This is a genomic window from Pseudomonas sp. FP597, from assembly GCF_030687435.1.
GTDB lineage: Bacteria > Pseudomonadota > Gammaproteobacteria > Pseudomonadales > Pseudomonadaceae > Aquipseudomonas > Aquipseudomonas lactucae.
In genome coordinates this window covers 3654185-3676572 of sequence record NZ_CP117432.1, presented here as the reverse complement: position 1 = coordinate 3676572, position 22388 = coordinate 3654185, and the positions used below count along the sequence as shown (strand labels likewise).

Sequence of the window (22388 nt, the reverse complement as noted above, 5' to 3'; positions counted from 1 at the left end):
GTATTCAAATACCTCAAGCGACAGGGCACGTTGGGTGCGGGGGCGAAACTCGCCTATCATGCCTGCTCTTCTTATTCAGATGACTGATTCCGTAATGACTGCCGACACCCTGACGACTGCTCTGACCACCAGCGACATGCTGATCATCAATGACCTCCACGCCTTCGATTTCACCTTCGATCAGCACCTGCGGATCGAAAGCATGGATGGTCGGGAACTCAAACGTTGGACATTCAGTCCAGAACAGCTGAGTGCCGCGACTTTTGATGAGACCTTGCAAAGCTGGCTGCTGGTGAACGAAGACGGCGAGCATCGTCTGGTCTGCTTGAGTGCGATCACGGGTGATAACAATAATGACGAGGATGAAGCCGATGATGATGCGTAAATTCTGGCCCCTGCTGATGGCCGGCAGTGTCGGTGCAATGTCGGTGCAGGCTGCACCGGCCGCTACCTATGAACTGTTGGTGGGCAGCTACACCGCCGGTACCAGCGAAGGCATCTACCGCCTGCAATTTGATAGCCGCACCGGCCAGTTCGAGGGCAAGCCGGTATTGGCCGCGAAGGCCGCCAACCCCTCGTGGCTGACGGTTTCCAAAGACCAGCAACACCTGTTTGTGGTCAACGAGAATGGTCCTGGGCAAAAAGACGCGGTCGGTCGTGTGAGCAGTTACCGCATTGATCCGCAGAATCATCAACTGACCTTGATCAACCAGGTACAGAGCCTGGGCAACGAGCCGACCCACTCCAGCCTCGCCGCTGACGGGCGCTACCTGTTCGTCGCCAACTACTCGGTGATGGAAGATCCGGGTGGCAGTCTGGCGATCCTGCCGGTGGACGCCTCGGGCAAACTCTCGCCGCCGGTGCAGCTGAGCGCGCATCCGGCCAGCCGCGTCAACCCTGAGCGCCAGGCGTCCAACCATGTGCACTCGGTGGTGTCGTCGCCGGACGGCAAGTACGTGTTCGTCCAGGACCTGGGGGCCGACAAGGTGTTTGCCTACCGCTACGACCCCAAGGCCAACCACGAGCAGCCGTTGACCCCGGCCAATCCTGCATCGGTGCAATTGCCACCGGGCAGCGGCCCGCGTCATCTGCTGTTCAGCGCCGATGGCAAGCACGCCTGGCTGACCACCGAGATGAGCGCCCAGGTGGCGGTGTTCGACTACGCCGACGGCAAGCTGACCCAAACCCAGTTGGTGGATTACGCCACCGGGCAACCGGTGTCGGACAAAGCCGGCGCGGCGCTGCATGCCTCCAGCGACGGCAAGTTCCTGTATGTGAGCAACCGGGGTACGGCCAACCATATCCTGGTGTTCAGCATCGACCCGGCCACCGCTCACCTCAAGCAGGTGCAGCAGCGCTCGGTAGAAGGCGACCATCCGCGCGAATTCAGCCTGGATCCCAGCGGCAAGTTCTTGTTGATCGCCAATCAGAAAAGCAATGAAATCGTGGTGGTTGAACGCGATCCCAAGACCGGCCTGTTGGGTAAAACCGTGCAAAAACTGCCGATCGACGCCCCCAGTGACCTCAAGTTTCTGCTGCGTCAATAAGCCACAGGCCCCGGAGTGCGGGGCCTGACTCTTGGTATTAATTCTATTAATAGCGGCTACTGTTTCAAAGCATTTCTAAGGTTCAACCCTCGGGCGTAAGTTTGGCTCCAAGGCCTTCCCCGGCCACTCAACCAAACGAACACGAGGGTTACCGCCATGAACTTCAATCTCTTCTCTGTTATCGCTGCTTCCGCTGTATCGGCCACTGTTGCACTGCCGGCTTCGGCCAGTGTGGAGGTTGCCGGCAAGCAATCGAGCACCAGTGCCTACACCCAGAAATACCTGCAACAGAGCGCCAATTTCTACGCTGCGCTGGATCACAAACACCAGCACTGAGCTTCAGGCCGCAGAGGTCCAATGTGGATCGAGCCTGCCTTAAATCTTGGCCATTACTGCGATAAACAGCGGCGCTTCCAGAAAACGCTGCAACCAGGCCTGCAATCGCCGATACGGCGTGGCGGCAAACCACGCTCGATCCACATGGGCAAACTGGCGCACAAACGGCGCCAGTGCCACGTCGGCCAGGCTCAGATGATCGGCCAGCAAGTAATCACGCCCAGCCAATAGCGCATCAAGCTTGCTCAAGAACACCTCGCCCTCGGCTCGATAGAATTCCATCGGCTGCTCCGGGTACCGCTCGGCGTACTTGTATCGATTCAAGGAATGTTTGAAGCCCCCGTCATTCTCGGCAATCAACGCCAGCACCGCAGGCTCACCCTGTAGCAACCAATTGTCCGGGTCATGCTGCGCCAGTGCCCATTGCATGATCGCCAGGCTCTCATCGATCACCTGGCCGTCCACGCTCAACACTGGCACCGTGCCCTTGGGCGACAGCGCCAGCATCTCGGCCGGCTTGGCTTTGAGGCTGACTTCGATGATGCGCGCGGCAATGCCCGAGTACCTTAATGCCAGGCGCGCACGCATGGCATAGGGGCAGCGCCTGAACGAATACAGCAGCGCCTCGCTCACTTGACCTCCAGCGTGCTCAAGCCATTGCCCTGGCGCTTGACCTGGATCTGCACCGGGATGCGCTCGTGCATTTCCTGCACGTGAGAGATCACCGCCACCTTGCGGCCCTGGGCCTGCAAGCCATCCAGCGCGTCCATCGCCAATTGCAGCGACTCGGGGTCGAGGCTGCCGAAACCTTCGTCGATAAACAGCGATTCGATCTTCAACGTACTGGACGCCATGGACGCCAGGCCCAGGGCCAACGCCAGCGACACCAGGAACGTCTCACCGCCCGACAGCGAATGCACCGAGCGCAGCTCGTCGCCCATTTCCGTGTCCATCACCAACAGGCCAAGCATGCTGCCGCCGCGCTTGAGGCGGTAGCGGCGCACCAGTTGGCGCAATTGCACGTTGGCGTGGTGCACCAGCAGGTCGAGGTTGTAGGCCTGGGCGATCTTGCGGAAGGTGTCGCCGGTGGCCGAGCCGATCAGCGCGTTCAGGCGTGCCCAGCGCTGCCACTCGTCATAGGCCGTGGCGATCTGGTCGGCCAGGGCACTGTTGGCGTCCTGGCGACGCTGGTCTTCGGCCTGGCGCGCGCGCAGTTCGGCCAGCTGTTTCTCGCCTTCGGCCAATTGCCGGTTGAGGGTGGCGAGGGTGCTGTCCAGCTGTTCGGCGTCGAGATTGCCGTTGTGCAGGGCCTGGTGTTCGGCCAGGCGCTGTTCGCGCTCCTGCAGCAGGACCTGGGCTTGTTCGACGGCTTTTTCGCTGTGCTGCAGCTGCTGGCGCAGTGCGTTGATCTGCGTTTCGTCGAAGGCCAGCAACCGGGCAAGGCCGGCGTCATCCAGTTCGGGGTGCAGGCCGCGCCATTCGTGAAGACGACTATCGAGCGCCTGCTGTTCGGCAAGCAGCGCCTGTTGGCGTTGCTGTTGGGCCTTGAGGTCGGCGGCCAATTGCACCAGCGCAGTACGGTTGTCTTGCAGTTGCTGGTTGGTGTCGGTTTCGCCTTGGCGTGCGTGTGCGACGGCCTGCTCCAGTTGCTGCTGCCACTGTTCGGCGCTGTCGTAGTTACCGAGCAGGTCGCGGAGTGTCTGCTGGGCGGCCTGCTGTTGGGTGGTCAGTTCGCCGACCTGTTGGGCCAGTGTCTCCAGTTGCTGCTGGCGATGCTGCTGGTGGGTCTGTTGTTTCTCAATGGCCTGTTGGCGTTCCTGCTGCTCGGCCAGCTCATCGCGCTGATGGCCCAGTTGCTCCAGGCGTTGGCTGACCTGTTGGTCCAACTGCATGAAGGTGGCCGCAGGTTCCTTGCGCAGGCCTTCCAGGGTCTCGGCCGGCAACAGACTGGCGAAGGCATTGAGTTCTTCGTCGAGGCGTTCGCGGTCGTTGGACAGTTCGCGCTGCTGGTCCACCAGCAACTGGCGCGCCTGCTGGCTGGCGTCCTGGGCGGCTTGCAATTGCTGCTGCAAACGCCCGGCGTTTTGTTGCAGGTTGAGCAGGGCGGCCTGGCGTTGCTCGTCCTGGGTGATGCTTTGCGTCAGCTGGGCCAGTTGCTGAGCCAGCCAAGGGCTGCGTTTGGCGGCGTCCTGGTTGAACAGTGATGCGGCCAACGGGTGCGCATCCAGGCTCGGTTTCAGCGCCTGTTGTTGCGCGGCCAACTGCTCCTGCTGTTGCAGGAACTCTTTTTGCTGGGCAATCAGCCCGCCGACTTCGGCACGCAGTTCGGTGAGTTTTTCCTTGAGCGTGTCGACGGCGTTCTGCGCCGTGGCCTCTTCGCTTTCGTCATGGCGGCCGAGGCTTTGCAGCAACGCTTCGGGTTGGTGATACGGATGCTCATGGCTGCCGCACACCGGGCACGGCTGGTCGTCCTGTAGCTGCTCGCGCAGTTCCTCGACGCTGGCACTGCGCGCCAGGCGTTGGCGCTCGAGCAGTTGTTTGGTCACCGTCAATGTCTGCTCGGCAACCGTCAGTTCAGCTTTGGCTTGCAGGCCGGTCTGGTTGAGTTGCTCGCGTTGTTGCTGGGCGTCGGCGAGCTTTTGCGTCAGCGCGGCGGCTTGCTGGTCGAGCTGTTGCTGGCTTTCCCACAGACGTGTCAGGTCTTCAAAGGCGCGCTGTTGCTTGCGATTGTCCTGCAACAGGCTGGCGAGCAGTTGAATCTGCTCGGCCACCGCATGGGGTTCGGCACCGGCCTCCTGGTACAGCAGGTCCAGCGAGTCGCGCTGTGCGCTGAACTGTTCGGCGGCACGGGTGGCGCGTGCTTCCAGTTGCGGCAGTTCTTCCTGGCCCTTTTTCAGGCGGTTGCCAATCACCATCAGCTGTTGCAGGCGCTCGCGCTGGTAGGTCCAACCCTCGCTCAGCGGTGCCAGGGCCGCGCTGCGTTCAAGCTCGGCGCCCAGACGTTGCAGGCGACCGGCAACCTGGGCTTGCTTGTCCAGCAAACCATTGAGCTGGGTCTGGCCTTCGGTGCAGGCGCTGTGCTGCTGGAGGTGCTCTTCGCTGCGCTTGGCCAGGTCTTTGCTCAAGTGGGCGAGGGTACTTTGCTCTTCGAAGGCCTGACGCAGCAGCGCAGCGGCATCAGCCTGGCTTTTCAGGGCGTCGGCCAGTGCCGCCTGGGCGCCGGCCAACTGCTGTTGGGCCTGCTCCTGCCGGGTCTGCAACGCACTTTGCTGCTGGACGTGCTGCTGAATCTGCGTGGCCAAAGGCGTCAGCAGGGTGCTCAGTTCCGCCTGGCGTGCGAAGTGATGGCGTTGCGGTGCCAACTGCTCCAGCCAACTCAGGTCCTGGCGTTGTGCGGCCAGGTTGTTCCAGTCGGCCTGGGCCCGTTGCACGTGTTCCGTGGCGTCGAGCTGGCGCTCCTGCCATTCGCGCAGTTCCTTGAGCCAGGTGTGCTGCAACTCCAACTGTTTGAGTTGAGCCTGCTGGAGCTTGAACTGTTGCTGGGCGTCAGCCAGTTGCTGATCCAGTTCGGCGCGGGCCTCGGCAGCCAGGGGCACCACGCCGGTGGCCTGGTCCTGCAACTGCTTGTGCGCGTCCTTGGCCTCTTTGGCCTTGTCGAATGCGCGGCGGCCGAGGCGGGTATACAGCGCGGTGTCGGTGAGTTTTTCCAGCAGTTCGCTGCGTTCGTTGTCGTTGGCCTTGAGGAACGCGCTGAACTCACTTTGCGCCAGCAGCACGGCGCGGGTGAACTGCTCGAAATTCAGGCCCAGGGCCAGTTCCAGTTGGGTCTTGTATTCGGTTTTCTGGCTGGCCAGCAGTTGGTCGCTGTCCAGGTCGATCAGGCTCTGGCGGCTGTTCTGCAACTTGCCGCTGGCCTTGTCGCGGGCGCGGTTGGCTTCCCAGCGCGCGCGGTAGCGACGGCCGCTGACGCCAACGAAATCCACCTCGGCATAGCCGCCGCCGGTGCCGCGTCGAATGAGGGTGCGCGGGTCGCCGATGGAAATGTCCGTGTCGGCATCCGGCATTTTCGCCTGGCCGGTGTCGCCCAGCCGCGGCACGGCGCCAAACAGCGCCAGGCACAGCGCGTCGAGCAGGGTGCTTTTACCGGCCCCGGTGGGGCCTGTGATCGCAAACAGCCCGGCGCTGGCCAGGGGCTCGGCGGTAAAGTCGATCTCGAACGGGCCGGCCAGCGAGGCCAGGTTCTTCAGGCGGATGGCAAGAATTTTCATGGCTGTTCCTCCTCGTGCTGCACGTCCTGGAGCAACACGGCGAAGTCTTTCAAGGTCTGTTCATCCACCTCGCTGCCGTAGCTGTCCTGCCAGGCGCGGCTGAACAGTTCCTGCGGCGTCAGCTGGTCGAGTTCGATCAGGCGCGCGTCGTCAGCCTCGTCCTGGCCGCGTTTGCCGGCATATTCGGCGGCAATGCGCACCAGGCGCACGGCCTTGCCTTGCAGGGCGGTTTCGATTTGCTGGCGCAGGTCCGGTTGCGGCTCGTCGAGGCGTACCCGTACTTCCAGCCAGGGATGGCGCTGGGTTTCGGCGAGCAGATCGATGTCGGGCAGGTCGGCCAGTTGTTTAAGGATATCGGCCAGGGGCGCGGCTTCCAGGCGTTGCAGGTTCACCGAGCGGGGAATCAAGAGCGGTTCGACGCTGACCAGGGCCTGGCCCTGGAATGTCACATCGAGAACCTGGTGCTTGTAGCCGATTTCGGAAAACGATAGCGGAATCGGCGAGCCGCTGTAGCGAATGCGCTCTTCGCCATTGACCTTTTGCGGCTTGTGCAAATGACCGAGGGCAACATAGCCGACACTGTTGTCGAACAGTTTGGCGGGAAGCGCCTCGGCATTGCCGATGATCAGGCTGCGTTCGGAGTCTTCCGACACTGAGCCCCCCGCCATGTGCGCATGGCTGATGGCAATCAGCGCCTGGCCTTTTTTGCGTTTGGCGTTGGCGGCGGCGATCAACCCTTCATGCACCAAGCCGATACCGCGCAGGTAATCGTCACCCAGCTGTGCACCGGTCACTTGCGCCGGGCGCAGGAAAGGCAATGCCAGGCACCAGGCGGCGATCTTGCCTTTGGCATTCGGCAACGGGATCAGCAGGCGCTCGGCGTCCAACTGGCCATCATCCAGCCACAGCACGCGGCCCAGCGCATGCGTGCGCAGGCGCCGCATCAACGGCGCGGGCAATTCGATACGCGAGCCGGAGTCGTGGTTGCCGGCGATCATCACCATGGTCAGGTCGGGGTTTTGCTCGTGCGCGCTGATGATGAAATCGTACAGCCGCTCCTGGGCCTTGAGCGGCGGGTTGACCGTGTCGAAGATATCGCCGGCGATCAGCAGCGCATCCGGACGATGGGTCTTGAGCTGGCCCAGCAGCCATTCAAGGAAACAGGCGTGTTCGAAGTCGCGTTCCTGGCCGTGCAGGTTTTGGCCAAGGTGCCAGTCGGAGGTGTGGAACAGACGCAAGGCGAACTCCGTGGAGAAGATGAAAAGGAGGGGAGTTTACCTGTTATGTGAATGCGGCGCTTTGGACGACACAGGTCAACTGTGGGAGGGGGCTTGCTCCCGATAGCGGTGTATCAGTCATACATTGTTCAACTGACCCACCGCCACCTATATCGGGAGCAAGCCCCCTCCCACAGGGGTTACACGGCGTTAGTGGGGGTGGGTTGCAGGCAATCCAATGCCCGGTCGGCGAGGGTGCGGGCCATGTCGATCAGGTGCTCGGTGGCGCAGGCCATGTCGCGCTGGGTGCCGCTCAGGCCTTCGGCCGTCTCGGTGGCGGTGGTGGCGGCGCAGCGCAGCAAGGAGGAAATGCTGGCGATGGCGTCTTCGAAGCTGAGGTTTTCGTGGGCGACGAAGAGGGGGACACAGGGTGGGTCGGGGACGATTTTGTTCATGGGTAAAGCTCCTGTTTGGATTGGGAGCCAGTCTTTTGCCGATCTCACTCGTCAAAAGGTGGCAGCTATGTGCGGGGTGAGATTACCGGTACAGGAGCACCCGGCCAGACCGAAGTCTGCCCGCACACAGCCGCCATAGAGCATGTTGCTCGCGGTTGTGGCACTTGGCTCCGTACATCACAGGATCTCACCCCTGATCGCTGATATGCAGCGACGGAGCGAAGGCTAGCCAGTGAGGTGAGCAGGCGCAAGGCCGAAGGATTGTCTAGGAAACGTCCTGCAAATTAAAGGGATATGGATTGCTGGCCTTTAACAATGCATTTCACCAGACGACACAAATCAAGTGTGGGAGGGGGCTTGCTCCCGATATAGGTGTATGAGTCATACATTATTCAACTGACCCACCGCTATCGGGAGCAAGTCGAATCGTCGCACCGCCCCTCCCACACGGTTATGCGGCGTTAGTTGGGGGGTGGTTGCAGGCAATCCAGCGCTCGGTCGGCGAGGGTGCGGGCCATGTCGATCAGGTGCTCGGTGGCGCAGGCCATGTCGCGCTGGGTGCCGGTCAAGCCTTCGGCCGTTTCGGTGGCGGTGGTGGCGGCGCAGCGCAGCAAGGAGGAAATGCTGGCGATGGCGTCTTCGAAGCTGAGGTTTTCGTGGGCGACGAAGAGCGGGGTATAGGGTGGGTCGGGGACGATTTTGTTCATGGGTGAAGCTCCTACTAAATGGGGGAGCCACCTGTGTCGTTTCCACACGACAGATTAGGTGGCAGCCATACGCGGGGTGGAAAACCGAGTAGTAGGACTCGGCCAGACCGAAGTCTGCCCGCGTACAGCCGCCATTGAGCGTGTGCATACGATCATGACGCCTACTAATTCCCAGGTTTCCACACCCGATCGCTGATATGCAGCGACGGAGCGAAGGCTAGCCAGTGAGGTGAGCAGGCGCAAGGCCGAAGGATTGTCTAGGAAACGTCCTGCAAATTAAAGGGATATGGATTGCTGGCCTTTAACAATGCATTTCACCCCCTCCCACATTTTGATTTGTGGTGTGTCTGGGATGCAGGGGGTTATTTGGGATACAGCGGCGGCAGGCTGGTGCTATCCATCGCCGGGTCTTGCTCGCGCTCGGCCATTGGAATGGCTTTGATCGCGCGCCACAGTTCCTCGCCCAACCAATACTGGCCACTCTCGCTGTACAACGCGCCATTCAACCCATCCAAGGCATCCGACAACGGCACGAACCGCGCCGCCATGTCCGCCAGGGTTTCCGGTTGCTGGCGGGCCCAGGCGTCGAGGGCCTGGCGGGTGGCGTGGGGGTCGTTGGCCTGGGTCGCGCGCTTGAGGTCATCGAGCAGAGTGCGTGGGCTGGGGCCGGTTTGCGTGGCGCGCTGTACCGCCGGTTGTCGGCGGGCGCGCCACCACAGGCCGAAGCCGAGCAGGGTGGTGCAGGCCAGCAGCAAGGTACTCAGTTGCCACAGCCACAGGCGGCTGTCATCCGGGGCGGTGATGATGGTGGGCGTGGCCGGCGTGTCGACCACCAGGCTGGGGTTGTTGGCCACTTGCAGGGTGCGGGCCGGCAGGCTGGTGCGTTCGAGGTGATCCTCGTGGGTGTTCCACCACAGCACTTCCACCGGTGGCAGTTCGAGCGCGCCGACGCGGTTGGGCACCAGTGCCTCGCGGTCTTCGCGGCTGCCGACCAGGCCGCGGTCACTGGTCTGGTTGCCGAGCACCGGTTGGTCCGGGTAGCGGCGCAGGCCGTTGATGTCGGTACTGGGCAGCGCCGGCAACTGGGCGCTGGACAAACCCTCGGCCTTGATCGTGAGGCTGCGGGTCAGCGAGTCGCCGACCTGTACGTGCTCAGGCTCCGGGTTCCAGCCCTCGGTGAGGGTCAGGCTGCGCGCCGGCAACCAGGGCGCGTCGGCCGGATACCGCTCGGGCTTGGGCTTGACTGTCAATGTGAGTGGCGCTGAGCTGACGTGGATCAACTTGCCGGGCTTGGTGCCTTGCAGGGTGTTTTCCTGCGGCGGGCGCGACTCCACCAGCGTTGCGCTGAACGTCTGTGCGGGGATCGTCACGCTGCCGCTGTGCTGCGGGTAGATCGCGTAGCGGGTTTCGATCACGCCATGGCGGATGCTGTTGATGACTTTTTCGTAGGTGCGCGACTCGCCCAGTTGTTCCACGCGTGTGTCGGGAATCTGCAACGGCGTGAGGCTGCTGTCGTCGTACAGCGATACCGAGTGGTACACGCGCACGGTCAACAGCACTTGGGCCTGCACGTACACGTTGGGTTGGTCAAGATTGGCTTCGATAAACACCGGCGCCAGCTCGGCGTTGGTGTTCTGGCTGGCGGTTTCCAGCACTTGCAGGCTGATGGGCTGGGTCTGGTAGTCGCCCACTTGCAGGGGCGGGATGACCACGGTGCCGTTTTCCTTGGGCAGCAGGGTGATGATCCAGCGGGTGGTGGCGTGGTTGTCGCCGCCCAGGGTGGTGAGCTGGTTGATCTGGCGCGTGCCGCTGACTTCAAACTGCGCATCCAGCGGTGACAGGTCCGGTTTGCCGAACTGGGTCACATCGCTCGATTCCACCGTCAGTTCGACCGTTTCGCCGGAATTGAGGCGGCTGCGGTCGACGCTGGCGACCAGGCTTGCCGCCTGGGCGTGGCCCGCCGATAACGCCAGCAGGAGCAGTAGGGTGGTGCGGCGGCTCATCGCGTCTTGTCCTGATGTTGTTGCTGTTCGTACCAGAATTTGCGTCGCAGCAGTTCGCCGGGGTTGTCCGGGATCTCCCGCAGCCACTGTTCCAGGGCCTGGCGGTGTTCGCCGTCGAGGCTGGCGTCATGGGTGCGCAGCGGCGGGGTGGTGGTGTGTTCGTCGCCCAGCTCGCTGCCCGGTACTTCGTTGCCGCCGGGTTGCGCTGGGGTGCCGGCCTGGGGCTCACCGGTGCCGGCTTCGCCCTGACCCTGGGTCGAGGTTTCGCCGCCTGTGGTGTTTTGCCCGCTGGCGCCCGGTTGCGCAGTTTGGCCGGGTTGGCCGGTTTCGTCATCTTCGTTTTTTGCCGGCTGCTCGGGCTCGGACCGCGCCTGTTCCTGCAGCAGGGTTTCCACCAGGGCTTTGTTTTTCAGCGCCGGTTGCAGGTCGGGCTGAGCTTCCAGGGCTTGTTCGTAGGCGTCCACCGCGGCCTCCAGCTCGCCGGACCTGGCCAGGGCATTGCCACGATTATAGTGGGAGTAAGCGTCATTGCCTTCGGCAAAACGCTTGATGGCCTCGGCGTAGTTGCCGGCCTCGTACAGCGCCACGCCCTGCCATTGCGGGTCTTGGAAGTGTTCGGCGGCTTCGGCCGGGCGTTTTTTCTTCAGCAGGTATTGGCCTTGCTGGTCGGGGCGCAGCCACAAATCCTGGAACTCGAAGGCGTAGCTGGGCTGGGGAGCCATCAACAGCAACAAGGGCAGGCAGAACAGCCAGCCGCGGCGCGCGGCGCAGGCGGCCAGCAACAGCAGCGGCAAGAGCAGCCAGTAACCCTGGTCGGCCCAGGTGTCCAGGTGCAGCAACTGGCCGTCGTTGCGCAAGGCTTGGGGTGGGTCGAGCACGCCGAGCTGGCGCAGGTCTTTGTCGTCCAGGCGCGCGGCGCGGTAACGCCCGGCCATTTCACTGGCGAAGGCCTTGAGGGTCGGGCTGTCGAGGCGCGGGACCAGAATCGCGCCTTGTTCGTCCTTGAGGAATTCGCCGCTCTCCTGGGTCACTGGCGTGCCTTCGCGGCTGCCGATGCCGAGGATCGACAGGCTCGGCGCCTGGTTGCTTTGCAGCAGCAGGCGAATGCCCTGGCGTTCCTGCTTGGACAGCGACGAGCCGATCAGCAACAGGCGGCCCTGGCCCAGGCCCGCCTGGTTGAGCAAGCCCAGGGCTTTGTCGACGGCCAGGTCGGCGCGGTGGCCGGACTCGGGCATGATCGAAGGGCGCAGGGCCTCGAGCAGGTTGCGGCTGGTGGCCAGGTCATCCGACAACGGCACCAGGGTGTGCGCGCTGCCGGCATAGACGACGATGGCGGTTTGCGCATCGGTGCGCGCCTGCAGCAAGTCGTACAGCTTGCGCCGGGCCTGTTCCAGACGGTTGGGCGGGCTGTCGGTGGCGAGCATTTCCGGGGTCAGTTCCAGCAGCACTACCAGCGGGTCGGACGGTTTCTGGCTGGACTGCTCAACCCGCTGCCAACTGGGACCGAGCAGCGCCAACAGGGCCAACAGCCAGGCAATGCCGAGCACCACCCAGGGGGATTTGCTTTCGCGTCCGCTGCCACCACTGAGCAGCACGGCGTGAAACGCCGGCGGCAGGATCATCTGCCAGCGCCCGGCGCGCTTTTGTCGGTGCCACAGTTGCCACAGCAGCCAGCCGAGCAACGGCAGCAGCAGCAGCCACCAGGGGCGGAACAGGTGCGGCCACAGGTCGATCATCGACGCCTCCGCAAACGCAGGCGTTTGAGGCGCTGGCGCCATTCAGGGCTTTGCGGCAGGAAAATGCCTTTGCTCGACAGCTTGTTAAGCGCGCGTTGCAACGCGTTGTTTGGCCAGCGTTCCTGGATGACCAGCAACAGGCTCAAGAGCAGCGCCAACGCCAGGGGGCCGCTGTACAGCGCCTGAGCCGGGCGGGCCTGGGTCGGTTGTTGTTGCACCGGTTCAAGTGTGTCCAGGGTTTGCTTGATCGCTTGCAGCTCTTCGCCGTCACGGGCGCGGAAATACTGCCCGCCGGTGGCGGCGGCTATGGCCTTGAGCGCAGGTTCGTCGAGGTCCAGGCTCGGGTTCACGCCCAGGATGCCCAGCGAGCCGGTCTGCTCAGGGTCGGCGCCGATGCCGATGGGGTAGATCTTCACGCCTTCTTCGGCGGCCAGGCGCGCGGCGGTCAGTGGGTCGATCTGCCCGGCGTTGTTGGCGCCGTCGGTGACCAGGATCAGCACGCGGCTCTGTGCCGGGCGCTGGCGCAGGCGCTTGAGTGCCAGGCCGATGGCGTCGCCGATGGCGGTGTTCTTGCCGGCGATGCCGATGCGCGCTTCATCGAGCCAGGTGCGTACGGTACGGCGATCGAAGGTCAGCGGCGCCTGCAGGTAGGCCTGGCTGCCGAACAGGATCAGGCCCACGCGGTCGCCTTCGCGCTCCTGCAGAAAGTCGCCGAGCAAGTGTTTGACCAGGCTCAGGCGGCTCACGTCTTCGTCCCGCCAGTGCATATCGGGGAAATCCATGGAGCCGGACACGTCCACCGCCACCAGCAAATCGCGGCCACTGGCGGCAATCGGCAGCGGTTCGCCCAGCCATTCCGGGCGCGCGGCGGCGGTCAACAGCAGCAGCCACAGCACCACGAACGGCGCTTGCTGGCGCCAGCCCGGCAGGTTCACCCGGGCACGGCGCCGGGCGAGGCCTTCGAGGTCGCTCAGATAGCTGACTTTAAGTGCCGGCTCGCCGCTGTCGGCCGCGGGCAGCATGAGCCGCATCAACCAGGGCAAAGGCAGCAGGGCGAAGATCCACGGCCAGGCAAACTCAAACATGTTTGCGAATCCAGGTGTCGATCGCTTGGGTCAGGCCGGCAATCGCCTTGTCATCGAGTTTGCATTCGGGCTTGTAGGCGCCTTCCACCAGGACCATCCAGCGTGTGAGGCCGGCGGCCGGGCAGCGATTGTCGAGGAACGCCAGCCATTTGCGGCCGTTGAGGGTGTGGCTCTGGCTGTAGGGGTAGTCGTTGCGGCACAGGCGTTTGAGCAGGCCGTTGAGTTGTTGCAGCCAGGCCCCGGCGGGTGCGCCGTCGTAGGGTTTGGGCATCAGCGCCAGTTCGGCCAGGGCGGCGATGCGCAGCGGGTCCAACGGTTGTTCGGCTCGCGCCACCGGGCGCCGCGTGGGCAGAAAACGGCGCAGCGACCACAGGCCCCAGCCGAGCAGTGCGATCACCGGCAGCAACAGCCACCAGCCTGGCGCGGGCGGCCAGAAGCCGATGGCCGGCGGCGCGATCAGCGGTTGCAGTTGGTCGAGGCTGCTCATTGTTTTTTAACCGGGCGTTGCGGGTTGAGGTATTCGCGCAGTTGCTCGACCATTTCGCTCTGGGTACTCAAGGGCATCAGCAACACCCGCAGTTTCTGTGCCAGCAACTCCCAGCGTGCAATGCGCGCTTCGGCCTGGGCCTTGTAGGCCTGGCGCAGGTCGACGTTGAGCGTGTCCAGTTCCAGTTGCGCACCTCTTTGCGCAAAGCGCAGCAACCCGGCGGCGGGCAGGGCGTGGTCGAGCGGGTCGGAGATCGGCAACAGCAGCAGGTCGCAATGGCGTGAGAGCAGGCTCAGTTGCTGTTCGGCGCCTTCGCTGAGCGCGCGTTCGTCGCAGATCACGATCACCAGGCTGCCGGGGCGCAGTACTTCGCGGCCACGGCGCAAGGCCATGCCCAGTGCGTCGGCTTCCGGGTGGCTTTCGGTGTCCAGGCTCTGGTTGACGCGCACCAGGCGGTTGAGCAGTTGCAGCAGGCTTTGTTTACTGCGCCGGGGTTTGATCTCGTAGTGTTCGTTGTCGCCGAAGACCAGCCCGCCGACCCGGTCGTTATGCCCCAGCGCCGCCCAGCCGATCAAACTCGCCGCCTGCGCCGCGAGCACCGACTTGAACATCTGCCCCGAACCGAAAAACAGCCGGCAGCTTTGCTCGACCATGATGAAAATCGGGCGTTCGCGCTCCTCGTGGAACAGCTTGGTGTGCGGTTCCTGGGTGCGTGCGGTCACCCGCCAGTCGATGGTTCGCACGTCGTCACCGGCCTGGTACACGCGCACCTGGTCGAAGTCGACCCCGCGCCCGCGCAGTTTGGAGTGGTGCAGGCCGATCAACGGGCTGCGCTGGCTCGGCGTCGAAAACAGCTGCACTTCGCGCACGCGGTGGCGCATCTCAATCAACTCGCTGAGCGTGACGCGGACCCCTGCGCTTGCGTTCATCGATTTCAAGCGACGGCAACGACGTCGAGAATGCGTTGCACCACGCGGTCCTGGTCAATACCGGCGGCTTCGGCCTCGAACGACAGGATAATGCGATGGCGCAGCACGTCGAACAGCACCGCCTGGATATCTTCCGGGCTCACGAAGTCACGCCCGGCCAGCCAGGCATGGGCGCGGGCGCAGCGGTCCAGGGCGATGGAACCGCGCGGACTTGCGCCATAGGCGATCCACTCGGCCATCTCCGGGTCGAACTTGGCCGGGGTGCGCGTGGCCATGACCAGTTGCACCAGGTATTCCTCCACCGCATCGGCCATGTACAGGCCGAGGATTTCCTTGCGCGCGGCGAAGATCGCCTGCTGGCTGACGCGGCGCTCGGGTTTGGTTTCACCGTTGAGCGCTTCGCCACGGGCTTGTTGCAGGATGCGCCGCTCTACGGCCGCGTCGGGAAAGCCGATCTTGACGTGCATCAGGAAACGGTCGAGCTGGGCTTCGGGCAGCGGATAGGTGCCTTCCTGCTCGATAGGGTTTTGCGTGGCCATCACCAAAAACAGCGGCGACAGGTCATAGGTGCTGCGTCCGACACTGACCTGGCGCTCGGCCATGGCTTCGAGCAAGGCCGACTGCACCTTGGCCGGCGCGCGGTTGATTTCGTCGGCCAGCACCAGGTTGTGGAAGATCGGCCCCTGCTGGAACACAAAGCTGCCGGTTTCCGGACGATAGATCTCGGTACCGGTGATGTCGGCCGGCAGCAGGTCGGGCGTGAACTGGATACGATGGAACTGCGCTTCGATGCCCTCGGCCAGCTCTTTGATGGCCTTGGTCTTGGCCAGCCCCGGCGCGCCTTCGACCAGCATATGGCCGTCGGCGAGCAGGGCGATCAATAGGCGATCGATGAGTTTTTCCTGGCCGAGAATCTGCGTAGAAAGAAAGGTTCGCAGCGCGAGCAGCGCTTCACGATGTTCCATCGATGACGGTTCCTGGAAAGATGAGCCCGCGTGCTGTGCAACGAACACGGGCTGGGGGGCATTACTTTAATGCATCGAGGGGTGTGGCGACTAACGGCGTAACGGGTATTTTTGGCAAAACTTGTAGGAAATTTGTGCAGGAGCAGGGGCAATGTGGGAGGGGGCTTAAATTCGGGTGTAGGTGCCGGTGCCTTTGAGGATGTTCTGCAGGGTTTGCTCCACCTCGGCCAGGTCGGATGCGGCCGTGGAGTGGGTGATCTGCAACTGATCCTTGCCACCCAATGCATCGGCATCACCAGTGGCCAGCTCCACCAACAGGGTGGTGTCGCCCAGCGTCACCTTCAGCCCATCCAGGGTAGAGGGCTCGTAATCCCAGGTCAGTTCGACCTCATCCTCATCCGGGTAACGGGTCAGCATGAACATCTCGCCGTTTTTTCCGTGGCAGCAAAGCATGGCCATGTTGTCTTCTTCGTCGTCGCACGGCGTGGCCATCAGGGCGTCGGTTTTAAATTGCAGCATGGGAAATCCTGTCTGGGGGAAGGGCGCGGCGCGGCAATTGTGCCATTGCGGCGAATTTTCTGCTGCATCCCGTGTCACAACGGGGCATGACCTGACGGGCAAAGCCAGTCATTTTCGGTACTCGCAGGTTTGAAAACTGCCTGTTTTTGCCCCGCAACTTCCGGGTTGCACCCGTCGCAACTCCAAGCCTGCTTACCGATGACCGAATATGTCGCAGCGCTGCAAGAGCAGTGCTTCTACACTCGTTAAGCTGCGCAACGGATGCGCGCGTTCCGGGCGCCTGACCTGCCCGTCGTACCGTCACCCGGCAAGGTGCGCATCTTATGGAAGTTGTATGTGACCTGACTGTCCTGTCCAGCTTCACCCACCTGTCACCCTGATTCGTTTATGGTGCTTAACTCGTTACCAGCGAACAGAGCTGACGGTCCCCCCAAGGGGATAACACGCGACGCTTCCATCAATAACAAGCCCAAGCGGAGTACCACAGATGGCGTTCTTCACCGCAGCCAGCAAGGCCGACTTCCAGCATCAACTGCAAGCGGCACTGGCGCAGCACATCAGTGAACAGGCACTGCCACAAGTGGCGCTGTTCGCTGAACAATTCTTCGGCATCATTTCCCTGGACGAACTGACCCAGCGTCGCCTTTCCGACCTGGCCGGTTGCACCCTGTCTGCCTGGCGCCTGCTTGAGCGCTTTGACCACACCCAACCGCAGGTGCGGGTCTACAACCCCGATTACGAACGTCATGGCTGGCAGTCGACCCACACCGCGGTCGAAGTGCTGCACCATGACCTGCCATTCCTGGTGGACTCGGTGCGTACCGAGCTGAACCGTCGTGGCTATAGCATCCACACCCTGCAGACCACCGTGCTCAGCGTGCGGCGTGACAGCAAGGGCGAGCTGTTGGAAGTGTTGCCCAAGGGCACCCAGGGCGAAGGCATCGAGCAAGAATCGCTGATGTACCTGGAAATCGACCGCTGCGCCAACGCGGCCGAACTGAATGTGCTGAGCAAAGAGCTGGAGCAGGTGCTGGGTGAAGTGCGCGTGGCGGTGGCCGATTTCGAGCCGATGAAAGCCAAGGTCCAGGATCTGCTGGCCGGTATCGACGCCAGCCCGTTCGGCATCGACGGCGAAGAAAAGGCCGAGATCAAGAACTTCCTGGAATGGCTGGTGGGCAACCACTTCACCTTCCTGGGCTATGAAGAATTCGTGGTACGTGACGAGGCGGACGGCGGCCATATCGAATATGACGCCAGCTCGTTCCTCGGTCTGACCAAGCTGCTGCGTGCCGGCCTCACCGCCGACGACCTGCGCATCGAAGACTACGCCGTGTCCTACCTGCGCGAGCCGACCGTACTGTCGTTCGCCAAGGCCGCGCACCCAAGCCGTGTGCATCGTCCGGCCTACCCGGACTACGTGTCGATCCGCGAGATCGATGCCGACGGCAAGGTCATCAAGGAATGCCGCTTCATGGGCTTGTACACCTCGTCGGTGTATGGCGAAAGTGTGCGAGTCATCCCGTACATCCGCCGCAAAGTCGCCGAGATCGAACGCCGTTCGGGCTTCCAGGCCAAGGCGCACCTGGGCAAGGAGCTGGCGCAGGTGGTTGAAGTGCTGCCCCGCGATGACCTGTTCCAGACCCCGGTCGACGAGCTGTTCAGCACCGTGATGTCGATTGTGCAGATCCAGGAACGCAACAAGATCCGCGTGTTCCTGCGCAAAGACCCGTACGGTCGTTTCTGCTACTGCCTGGCCTATGTACCGCGCGACATCTATTCCACCGAAGTTCGCCAGAAGATCCAGCAAGTGCTGATGGATCGCCTGAAAGCCTCGGACTGCGAGTTCTGGACCTTCTTCTCCGAATCCGTGCTGGCCCGTGTCCAGCTGATCCTGCGGGTCGACCCGAAGAACCGTCTCGACATCGACACGCTGCAACTGGAAAAAGAAGTGGTGCAGGCTTGCCGCAGCTGGCAGGACGACTACGCGAGCCTGGTGGTGGAGAGCTTCGGCGAAGCCCATGGCACCAACGTACTGGCGGATTTCCCGAAAGGCTTCCCGGCCGGCTACCGCGAGCGTTTCGCTGCGCATTCGGCTGTGGTCGACATGCAGCATTTGCTCAGCCTCACCGAAGCCAACCCGCTGGTGATGAGCTTCTATCAGCCGCTGGGCCAGGTTTCTGGCCAGCGTGAGCTGCATTGCAAGCTGTATCACGCCGACACGCCGCTGGCACTGTCCGACGTGCTGCCGATCCTGGAAAACCTCGGCCTGCGCGTGCTGGGCGAGTTCCCGTACCGTCTGCGCCACGCCAATGGCCGCGAATTCTGGATCCATGACTTTGCATTCATCGCCGCCGAAGGCGTGAACCTGGATATCCAGCAGCTCAACGACACCCTGCAGGACGCGTTCGTGCACATCGTGCATGGCGATGCGGAGAACGATGCGTTCAACCGCCTGGTTCTCACCGCCGGCCTGCCGTGGCGCGACGTGGCATTGCTGCGTGCCTATGCCCGTTACCTGAAGCAGATCCGCCTGGGCTTCGACCTGGGTTATATCGCCAGCACCCTGAACAACCACACCGACATCGCCCGTGAGTTGACCCGGTTGTTCAAGACCCGCTTCTACCTGGCGCGCAAGCTTACCGCCGACGACCTGGAAGACAAGCAGCAACGTTTGGAACAAGCGATCCTCAGCGCCCTGGACGACGTCCAGGTGCTCAACGAAGACCGCATCCTGCGTCGCTACCTGGACCTGATCAAGGCCACCCTGCGCACCAACTTCTACCAGACCGACGCCAACGGCCAGAACAAGTCGTACTTCAGCTTCAAGTTCGACCCGCGTGCGATCCCTGAGCTGCCCAAGCCGGTGCCGAAGTTTGAAATCTTCGTGTACTCGCCACGGGTTGAAGGCGTGCACCTGCGCTTCGGCAACGTTGCGCGGGGCGGCCTGCGCTGGTCCGACCGTGAAGAAGACTTCCGCACCGAAGTGTTGGGCCTGGTAAAAGCCCAGCAGGTGAAGAACTCGGTGATCGTGCCGGTGGGCGCCAAGGGCGGCTTCCTGCCGCGTCGCCTGCCATTGGGCGGCAGCCGTGACGAGATCGCGGCCGAGGGTATCGCCTGCTACCGCATCTTCATTTCCGGCCTGTTGGACATCACCGACAACCTCAAGGACGGCGCGCTGGTGCCGCCGGCCAACGTCGTGCGTCATGACGACGATGACCCGTACCTGGTGGTGGCGGCGGACAAGGGCACTGCGACCTTCTCCGACATCGCCAACGGCATTGCCATCGACTACGGCTTCTGGTTGGGTGATGCGTTTGCCTCCGGCGGTTCGGCCGGTTACGACCACAAGAAAATGGGCATCACCGCCAAGGGCGCGTGGGTCGGTGTGCAGCGTCACTTCCGTGAGCGCGGCATCAACGTGCAGGAAGACAGCATCACCGTGGTCGGCGTCGGCGATATGGCCGGTGACGTGTTCGGTAACGGCTTGCTCATGTCCGACAAGCTGCAACTGGTCGCGGCCTTCAACCACCTGCACATCTTCATCGACCCGAACCCGAACCCGGCGACCAGTTTCGTCGAGCGCCAGCGCATGTTCGAGCTGCCGCGTTCGGCCTGGACCGACTACGACACCAGCATCATGTCCGAAGGCGGCGGTATCTTCTCGCGCAGCGCCAAAAGCATTGCCATCTCGCCGCAGATGAAAGAACGCTTCGACATCCAGGCCGACAAGCTGACCCCGACCGAACTGCTGAACGCCTTGCTCAAGGCGCCGGTGGACCTGTTGTGGAACGGCGGCATCGGTACCTACGTCAAGGCCAGCATCGAAAGCCACGCCGATGTGGGCGACAAGGCCAACGACGCGTTGCGCGTCAACGGCAACGAGCTGCGCTGCAAGGTGGTGGGCGAGGGCGGTAACCTCGGCATGACCCAACTGGGTCGCGTGGAATTCGGCCTCAATGGCGGCGGTTCCAACACCGACTTCATCGACAACGCCGGTGGCGTGGACTGCTCCGACCACGAAGTGAACATCAAGATCCTGCTCAACGAAGTGGTGCAGGCCGGCGACATGACCGACAAGCAACGCAACCAGTTGCTGGCGAGCATGACCGACGAAGTCGGCAGCCTGGTGTTGGGCAACAACTACAAGCAGACCCAGGCCCTGTCCCTGGCCGCGCGCAAGGCTTACGAGCGTGCCGCCGAGTACAAGCGCCTGATGAGCGACCTGGAAGGCCGTGGCAAGCTGGACCGTGCCATCGAGTACCTGCCGACCGAAGACCAACTGGCCGAGCGCGCCTCGACCGGCAAGGGCCTGACCCGTCCGGAACTGTCGGTGCTGATCTCCTACAGCAAGATCGACCTCAAGGAAGCGCTGCTCAAGTCGCTGGTACCGGATGACGACTACCTGACCCGTGACATGGAGACCGCGTTCCCACCGAGCCTGGTGGCCAAGTTCGGCGAAGCCATGCGTCGCCACCGCCTCAAGCGTGAGATCGTCAGCACCCAGATCGCCAACGACCTGGTCAACCACATGGGCATCACCTTCGTTCAACGACTCAAAGAGTCGACCGGCATGAGCCCGGCGAATGTGGCGGGCGCTTATGTGATCGTGCGTGACATCTTCCATCTCCCGCATTGGTTCCGTCAGATCGAAGCGCTGGACCACCAGGTGTCCGCCGAGGTGCAACTGGAGCTGATGGACGAACTGATGCGCCTGGGCCGCCGCGCTACGCGCTGGTTCCTGCGCAGCCGTCGCAACGAGCAGGACGCCGGGCGTGACACCGCGCACTTCGGTCCGCACCTGGCCGCGTTGGGCCTCAAGCTCGACGAACTGCTGGAAGGCCCGACCCGCGAAGGCTGGCAGACCCGCTACCAGGCCTACACCGAAGCCGGTGTACCGGAGTTGTTGGCGCGCATGGTTGCAGGCACGACCCACCTGTACACCTTGCTGCCGATCATCGAAGCCGCCGACGTGACCGGGCATGACGCCGCCGAAGTGGCCAAGGCCTACTTCGCCGTCGGCAGCGCCCTGGACTTGCCATGGTACCTGCAGCAGATCAGCGATCTGCCGGTAGCCAACAACTGGCAGGCCCAGGCCCGCGAAGCGTTCCGCGACGATGTGGACTGGCAGCAACGGGCGATCACCATCTCGGTACTGCAAATGGCCGACGCGCCACAAGACATGGAAGCCCGTGTGGCCCTGTGGCTTGAGCAGCACCAGGACATGGCCGATCGCTGGCGCGCAATGATGGTGGAAATTCGTGCCGCGGTCGGCACGGACTACGCCATGTACGCGGTGGCCAACCGTGAGTTGCTGGACCTGGCGTTGAGCGGTCAGTCGGTGCTGCAACCGGCTTGATGCCTTGGTGAAACACCTGTGGGAGGGGGCTTGTTCCCGCCTCTCCCACATTTGGATCTTCTCTTGTTCTGGAGGTCAGTGGTGTTTCAGCAATTTGCTTTCCAGGTGATCCAGGTGTTGGGTCATCAACGCCACAGCAGCGTTCGAATCCCGTCGTTCAACCGCATCCACAATCGCCACATGCTCCTGCCACGCGCAATACGTGCAGGCTTTCGCTTCATGTTGGGCGATTACCAGGGACGTCAACGGCACCAGGCTGTTCAGGAATTGCGCCAGTGGCGCATTCGCCGCAATGGCCGCCAGGTGCAGGTGAAACTCCCCCGACAAGCGAATCGCCGGCCCGCGCTGGTTGTGTTCGATGCACTCATGCTCGCGAGCGATCAATTCGCGTAGCTGGCGTATCTGTGCGGCTGTCGCCTGGGCGCAGGCCAGTTGCACCACCGTGATCTCGGTCATGCGCCGCGCTTCCAGAATCTGCCGCGTCTGCTGTGCATCCGGCGCCGCTACTTGGGCACGTTGGTTGGGACGCAGGATGATCACCTGTTGGTGGGACAGTTTGGCCAGCACTCGGCGAATCACGCTGCGGCTCACGCCAAAGGTTTCGCCCAGGCTTTCTTCGGTAAAGCGGCTGGCCGGGGCGATGCGTTGTTCGAGGATTGCGTCGAACAGCCGTGGGTAGATGTCATCCACTGAAGGCTTTTTACCGGCCGCCAGGCGCAGGGCAGGGAGGAAAGGCTCGCGTTGCAGGGCGTGGGCGGTCATGGTCGTCTCCAAAAAG

17 protein-coding genes are annotated in these 22388 nt (G+C 62.9%); 4 read left to right on the top strand and 13 right to left on the bottom strand.

The features are described from left to right. Positions 1–94: 94 nt before the first annotated feature. The 3 genes from PSH66_RS16780 to PSH66_RS16770 all read left to right on the top strand — a co-directional run bounded on the left by PSH66_RS16780 (position 95) and on the right by PSH66_RS16770 (position 1883). Positions 95–385, top strand: a complete 291-nt coding sequence (locus tag PSH66_RS16780; RefSeq protein ID WP_042944819.1) for a DUF5629 family protein — start codon at positions 95–97, stop codon at positions 383–385. Then, positions 372–1547: a lactonase family protein gene (locus PSH66_RS16775; protein WP_042944817.1), complete on the top strand. Its 1176-nt coding sequence runs from the start codon at positions 372–374 to the stop codon at positions 1545–1547. The genes PSH66_RS16780 and PSH66_RS16775 overlap by 14 nt, the downstream gene beginning before the upstream one ends. Before the next feature lie 156 nt (positions 1548–1703). Further along, complete coding sequence (locus PSH66_RS16770) at positions 1704–1883, top strand: hypothetical protein (protein WP_003174339.1); 180 nt, start codon at positions 1704–1706, stop codon at positions 1881–1883. Between the two features lie 39 nt (positions 1884–1922). On the opposite strand, the gene PSH66_RS16765 is transcribed toward PSH66_RS16770, so the two are convergent. The 12 genes from PSH66_RS16765 to PSH66_RS16710 all read right to left on the bottom strand — a co-directional run bounded on the left by PSH66_RS16765 (position 1923) and on the right by PSH66_RS16710 (position 16254). Further along, positions 1923–2516 carry a glutathione S-transferase gene (locus tag PSH66_RS16765; RefSeq protein WP_305427259.1) on the bottom strand — a complete coding sequence of 198 codons (594 nt, stop codon included), beginning with the start codon at positions 2514–2516 and terminating at the stop codon, positions 1923–1925. Continuing rightward, a complete protein-coding gene (locus PSH66_RS16760) occupies positions 2513–6151 on the bottom strand; it encodes an AAA family ATPase (protein ID WP_305427258.1) in 3639 nt (1212 codons plus the stop codon). Before PSH66_RS16760 ends, PSH66_RS16765 begins: the two co-directional genes overlap by 4 nt. Beyond that, a complete protein-coding gene (locus PSH66_RS16755) occupies positions 6148–7389 on the bottom strand; it encodes an exonuclease SbcCD subunit D C-terminal domain-containing protein (RefSeq protein ID WP_003174335.1) in 1242 nt (413 codons plus the stop codon). Before PSH66_RS16755 ends, PSH66_RS16760 begins: the two co-directional genes overlap by 4 nt. 179 nt (positions 7390–7568) lie before the next feature. Further along, positions 7569–7823 (bottom strand): DUF3077 domain-containing protein, encoded by a 255-nt coding sequence (locus PSH66_RS16750; protein WP_305427257.1) that lies wholly within the window; start codon positions 7821–7823, stop codon positions 7569–7571. A 461-nt stretch (positions 7824–8284) separates the two neighbouring features. Further along, positions 8285–8530, bottom strand: a complete 246-nt coding sequence (locus tag PSH66_RS16745) for a DUF3077 domain-containing protein (protein WP_305427256.1) — start codon at positions 8528–8530, stop codon at positions 8285–8287. A 362-nt stretch (positions 8531–8892) separates the two neighbouring features. Beyond that, the gene (locus tag PSH66_RS16740) at positions 8893–10533 is read right to left on the bottom strand and encodes a BatD family protein (RefSeq protein ID WP_003174333.1); all 1641 of its coding nucleotides are present in this window, start codon (positions 10531–10533) and stop codon (positions 8893–8895) included. After that, positions 10530–12269: a tetratricopeptide repeat protein gene (locus PSH66_RS16735; RefSeq protein WP_305427255.1), complete on the bottom strand. Its 1740-nt coding sequence runs from the start codon at positions 12267–12269 to the stop codon at positions 10530–10532. Before PSH66_RS16735 ends, PSH66_RS16740 begins: the two co-directional genes overlap by 4 nt. Next, on the bottom strand, positions 12266–13354 hold the full coding sequence (locus PSH66_RS16730; protein WP_305427254.1) for a VWA domain-containing protein: 1089 nt from the start codon (positions 13352–13354) through the stop codon (positions 12266–12268). Before PSH66_RS16730 ends, PSH66_RS16735 begins: the two co-directional genes overlap by 4 nt. After that, on the bottom strand, positions 13347–13841 hold the full coding sequence (locus PSH66_RS16725) for a DUF4381 domain-containing protein (RefSeq protein WP_003174330.1): 495 nt from the start codon (positions 13839–13841) through the stop codon (positions 13347–13349). The genes PSH66_RS16730 and PSH66_RS16725 overlap by 8 nt, the downstream gene beginning before the upstream one ends. Next, entirely contained in the window at positions 13838–14770 is a 933-nt protein-coding gene (locus PSH66_RS16720; RefSeq protein ID WP_141063982.1) for a DUF58 domain-containing protein, read from the bottom strand. The genes PSH66_RS16725 and PSH66_RS16720 overlap by 4 nt, the downstream gene beginning before the upstream one ends. Before the next feature lie 5 nt (positions 14771–14775). Beyond that, positions 14776–15735: a MoxR family ATPase gene (locus PSH66_RS16715; RefSeq protein WP_003174327.1), complete on the bottom strand. Its 960-nt coding sequence runs from the start codon at positions 15733–15735 to the stop codon at positions 14776–14778. Between the two features lie 165 nt (positions 15736–15900). Then, the gene (locus PSH66_RS16710; protein ID WP_042944814.1) at positions 15901–16254 is read right to left on the bottom strand and encodes a hypothetical protein; all 354 of its coding nucleotides are present in this window, start codon (positions 16252–16254) and stop codon (positions 15901–15903) included. Positions 16255–16741: 487 nt separating this feature from the next. Here PSH66_RS16710 and PSH66_RS16705 point away from each other — a divergent pair, with 487 nt between their 5' ends. Beyond that, a complete protein-coding gene (locus PSH66_RS16705) occupies positions 16742–21610 on the top strand; it encodes an NAD-glutamate dehydrogenase (RefSeq protein WP_141063981.1) in 4869 nt (1622 codons plus the stop codon). A 75-nt stretch (positions 21611–21685) separates the two neighbouring features. Here PSH66_RS16705 and PSH66_RS16700 read toward each other — a convergent pair whose 3' ends face one another. Beyond that, positions 21686–22372 (bottom strand): GntR family transcriptional regulator, encoded by a 687-nt coding sequence (locus PSH66_RS16700; protein WP_305427253.1) that lies wholly within the window; start codon positions 22370–22372, stop codon positions 21686–21688. Between the last annotated feature and the right edge of the window lie 16 nt (positions 22373–22388).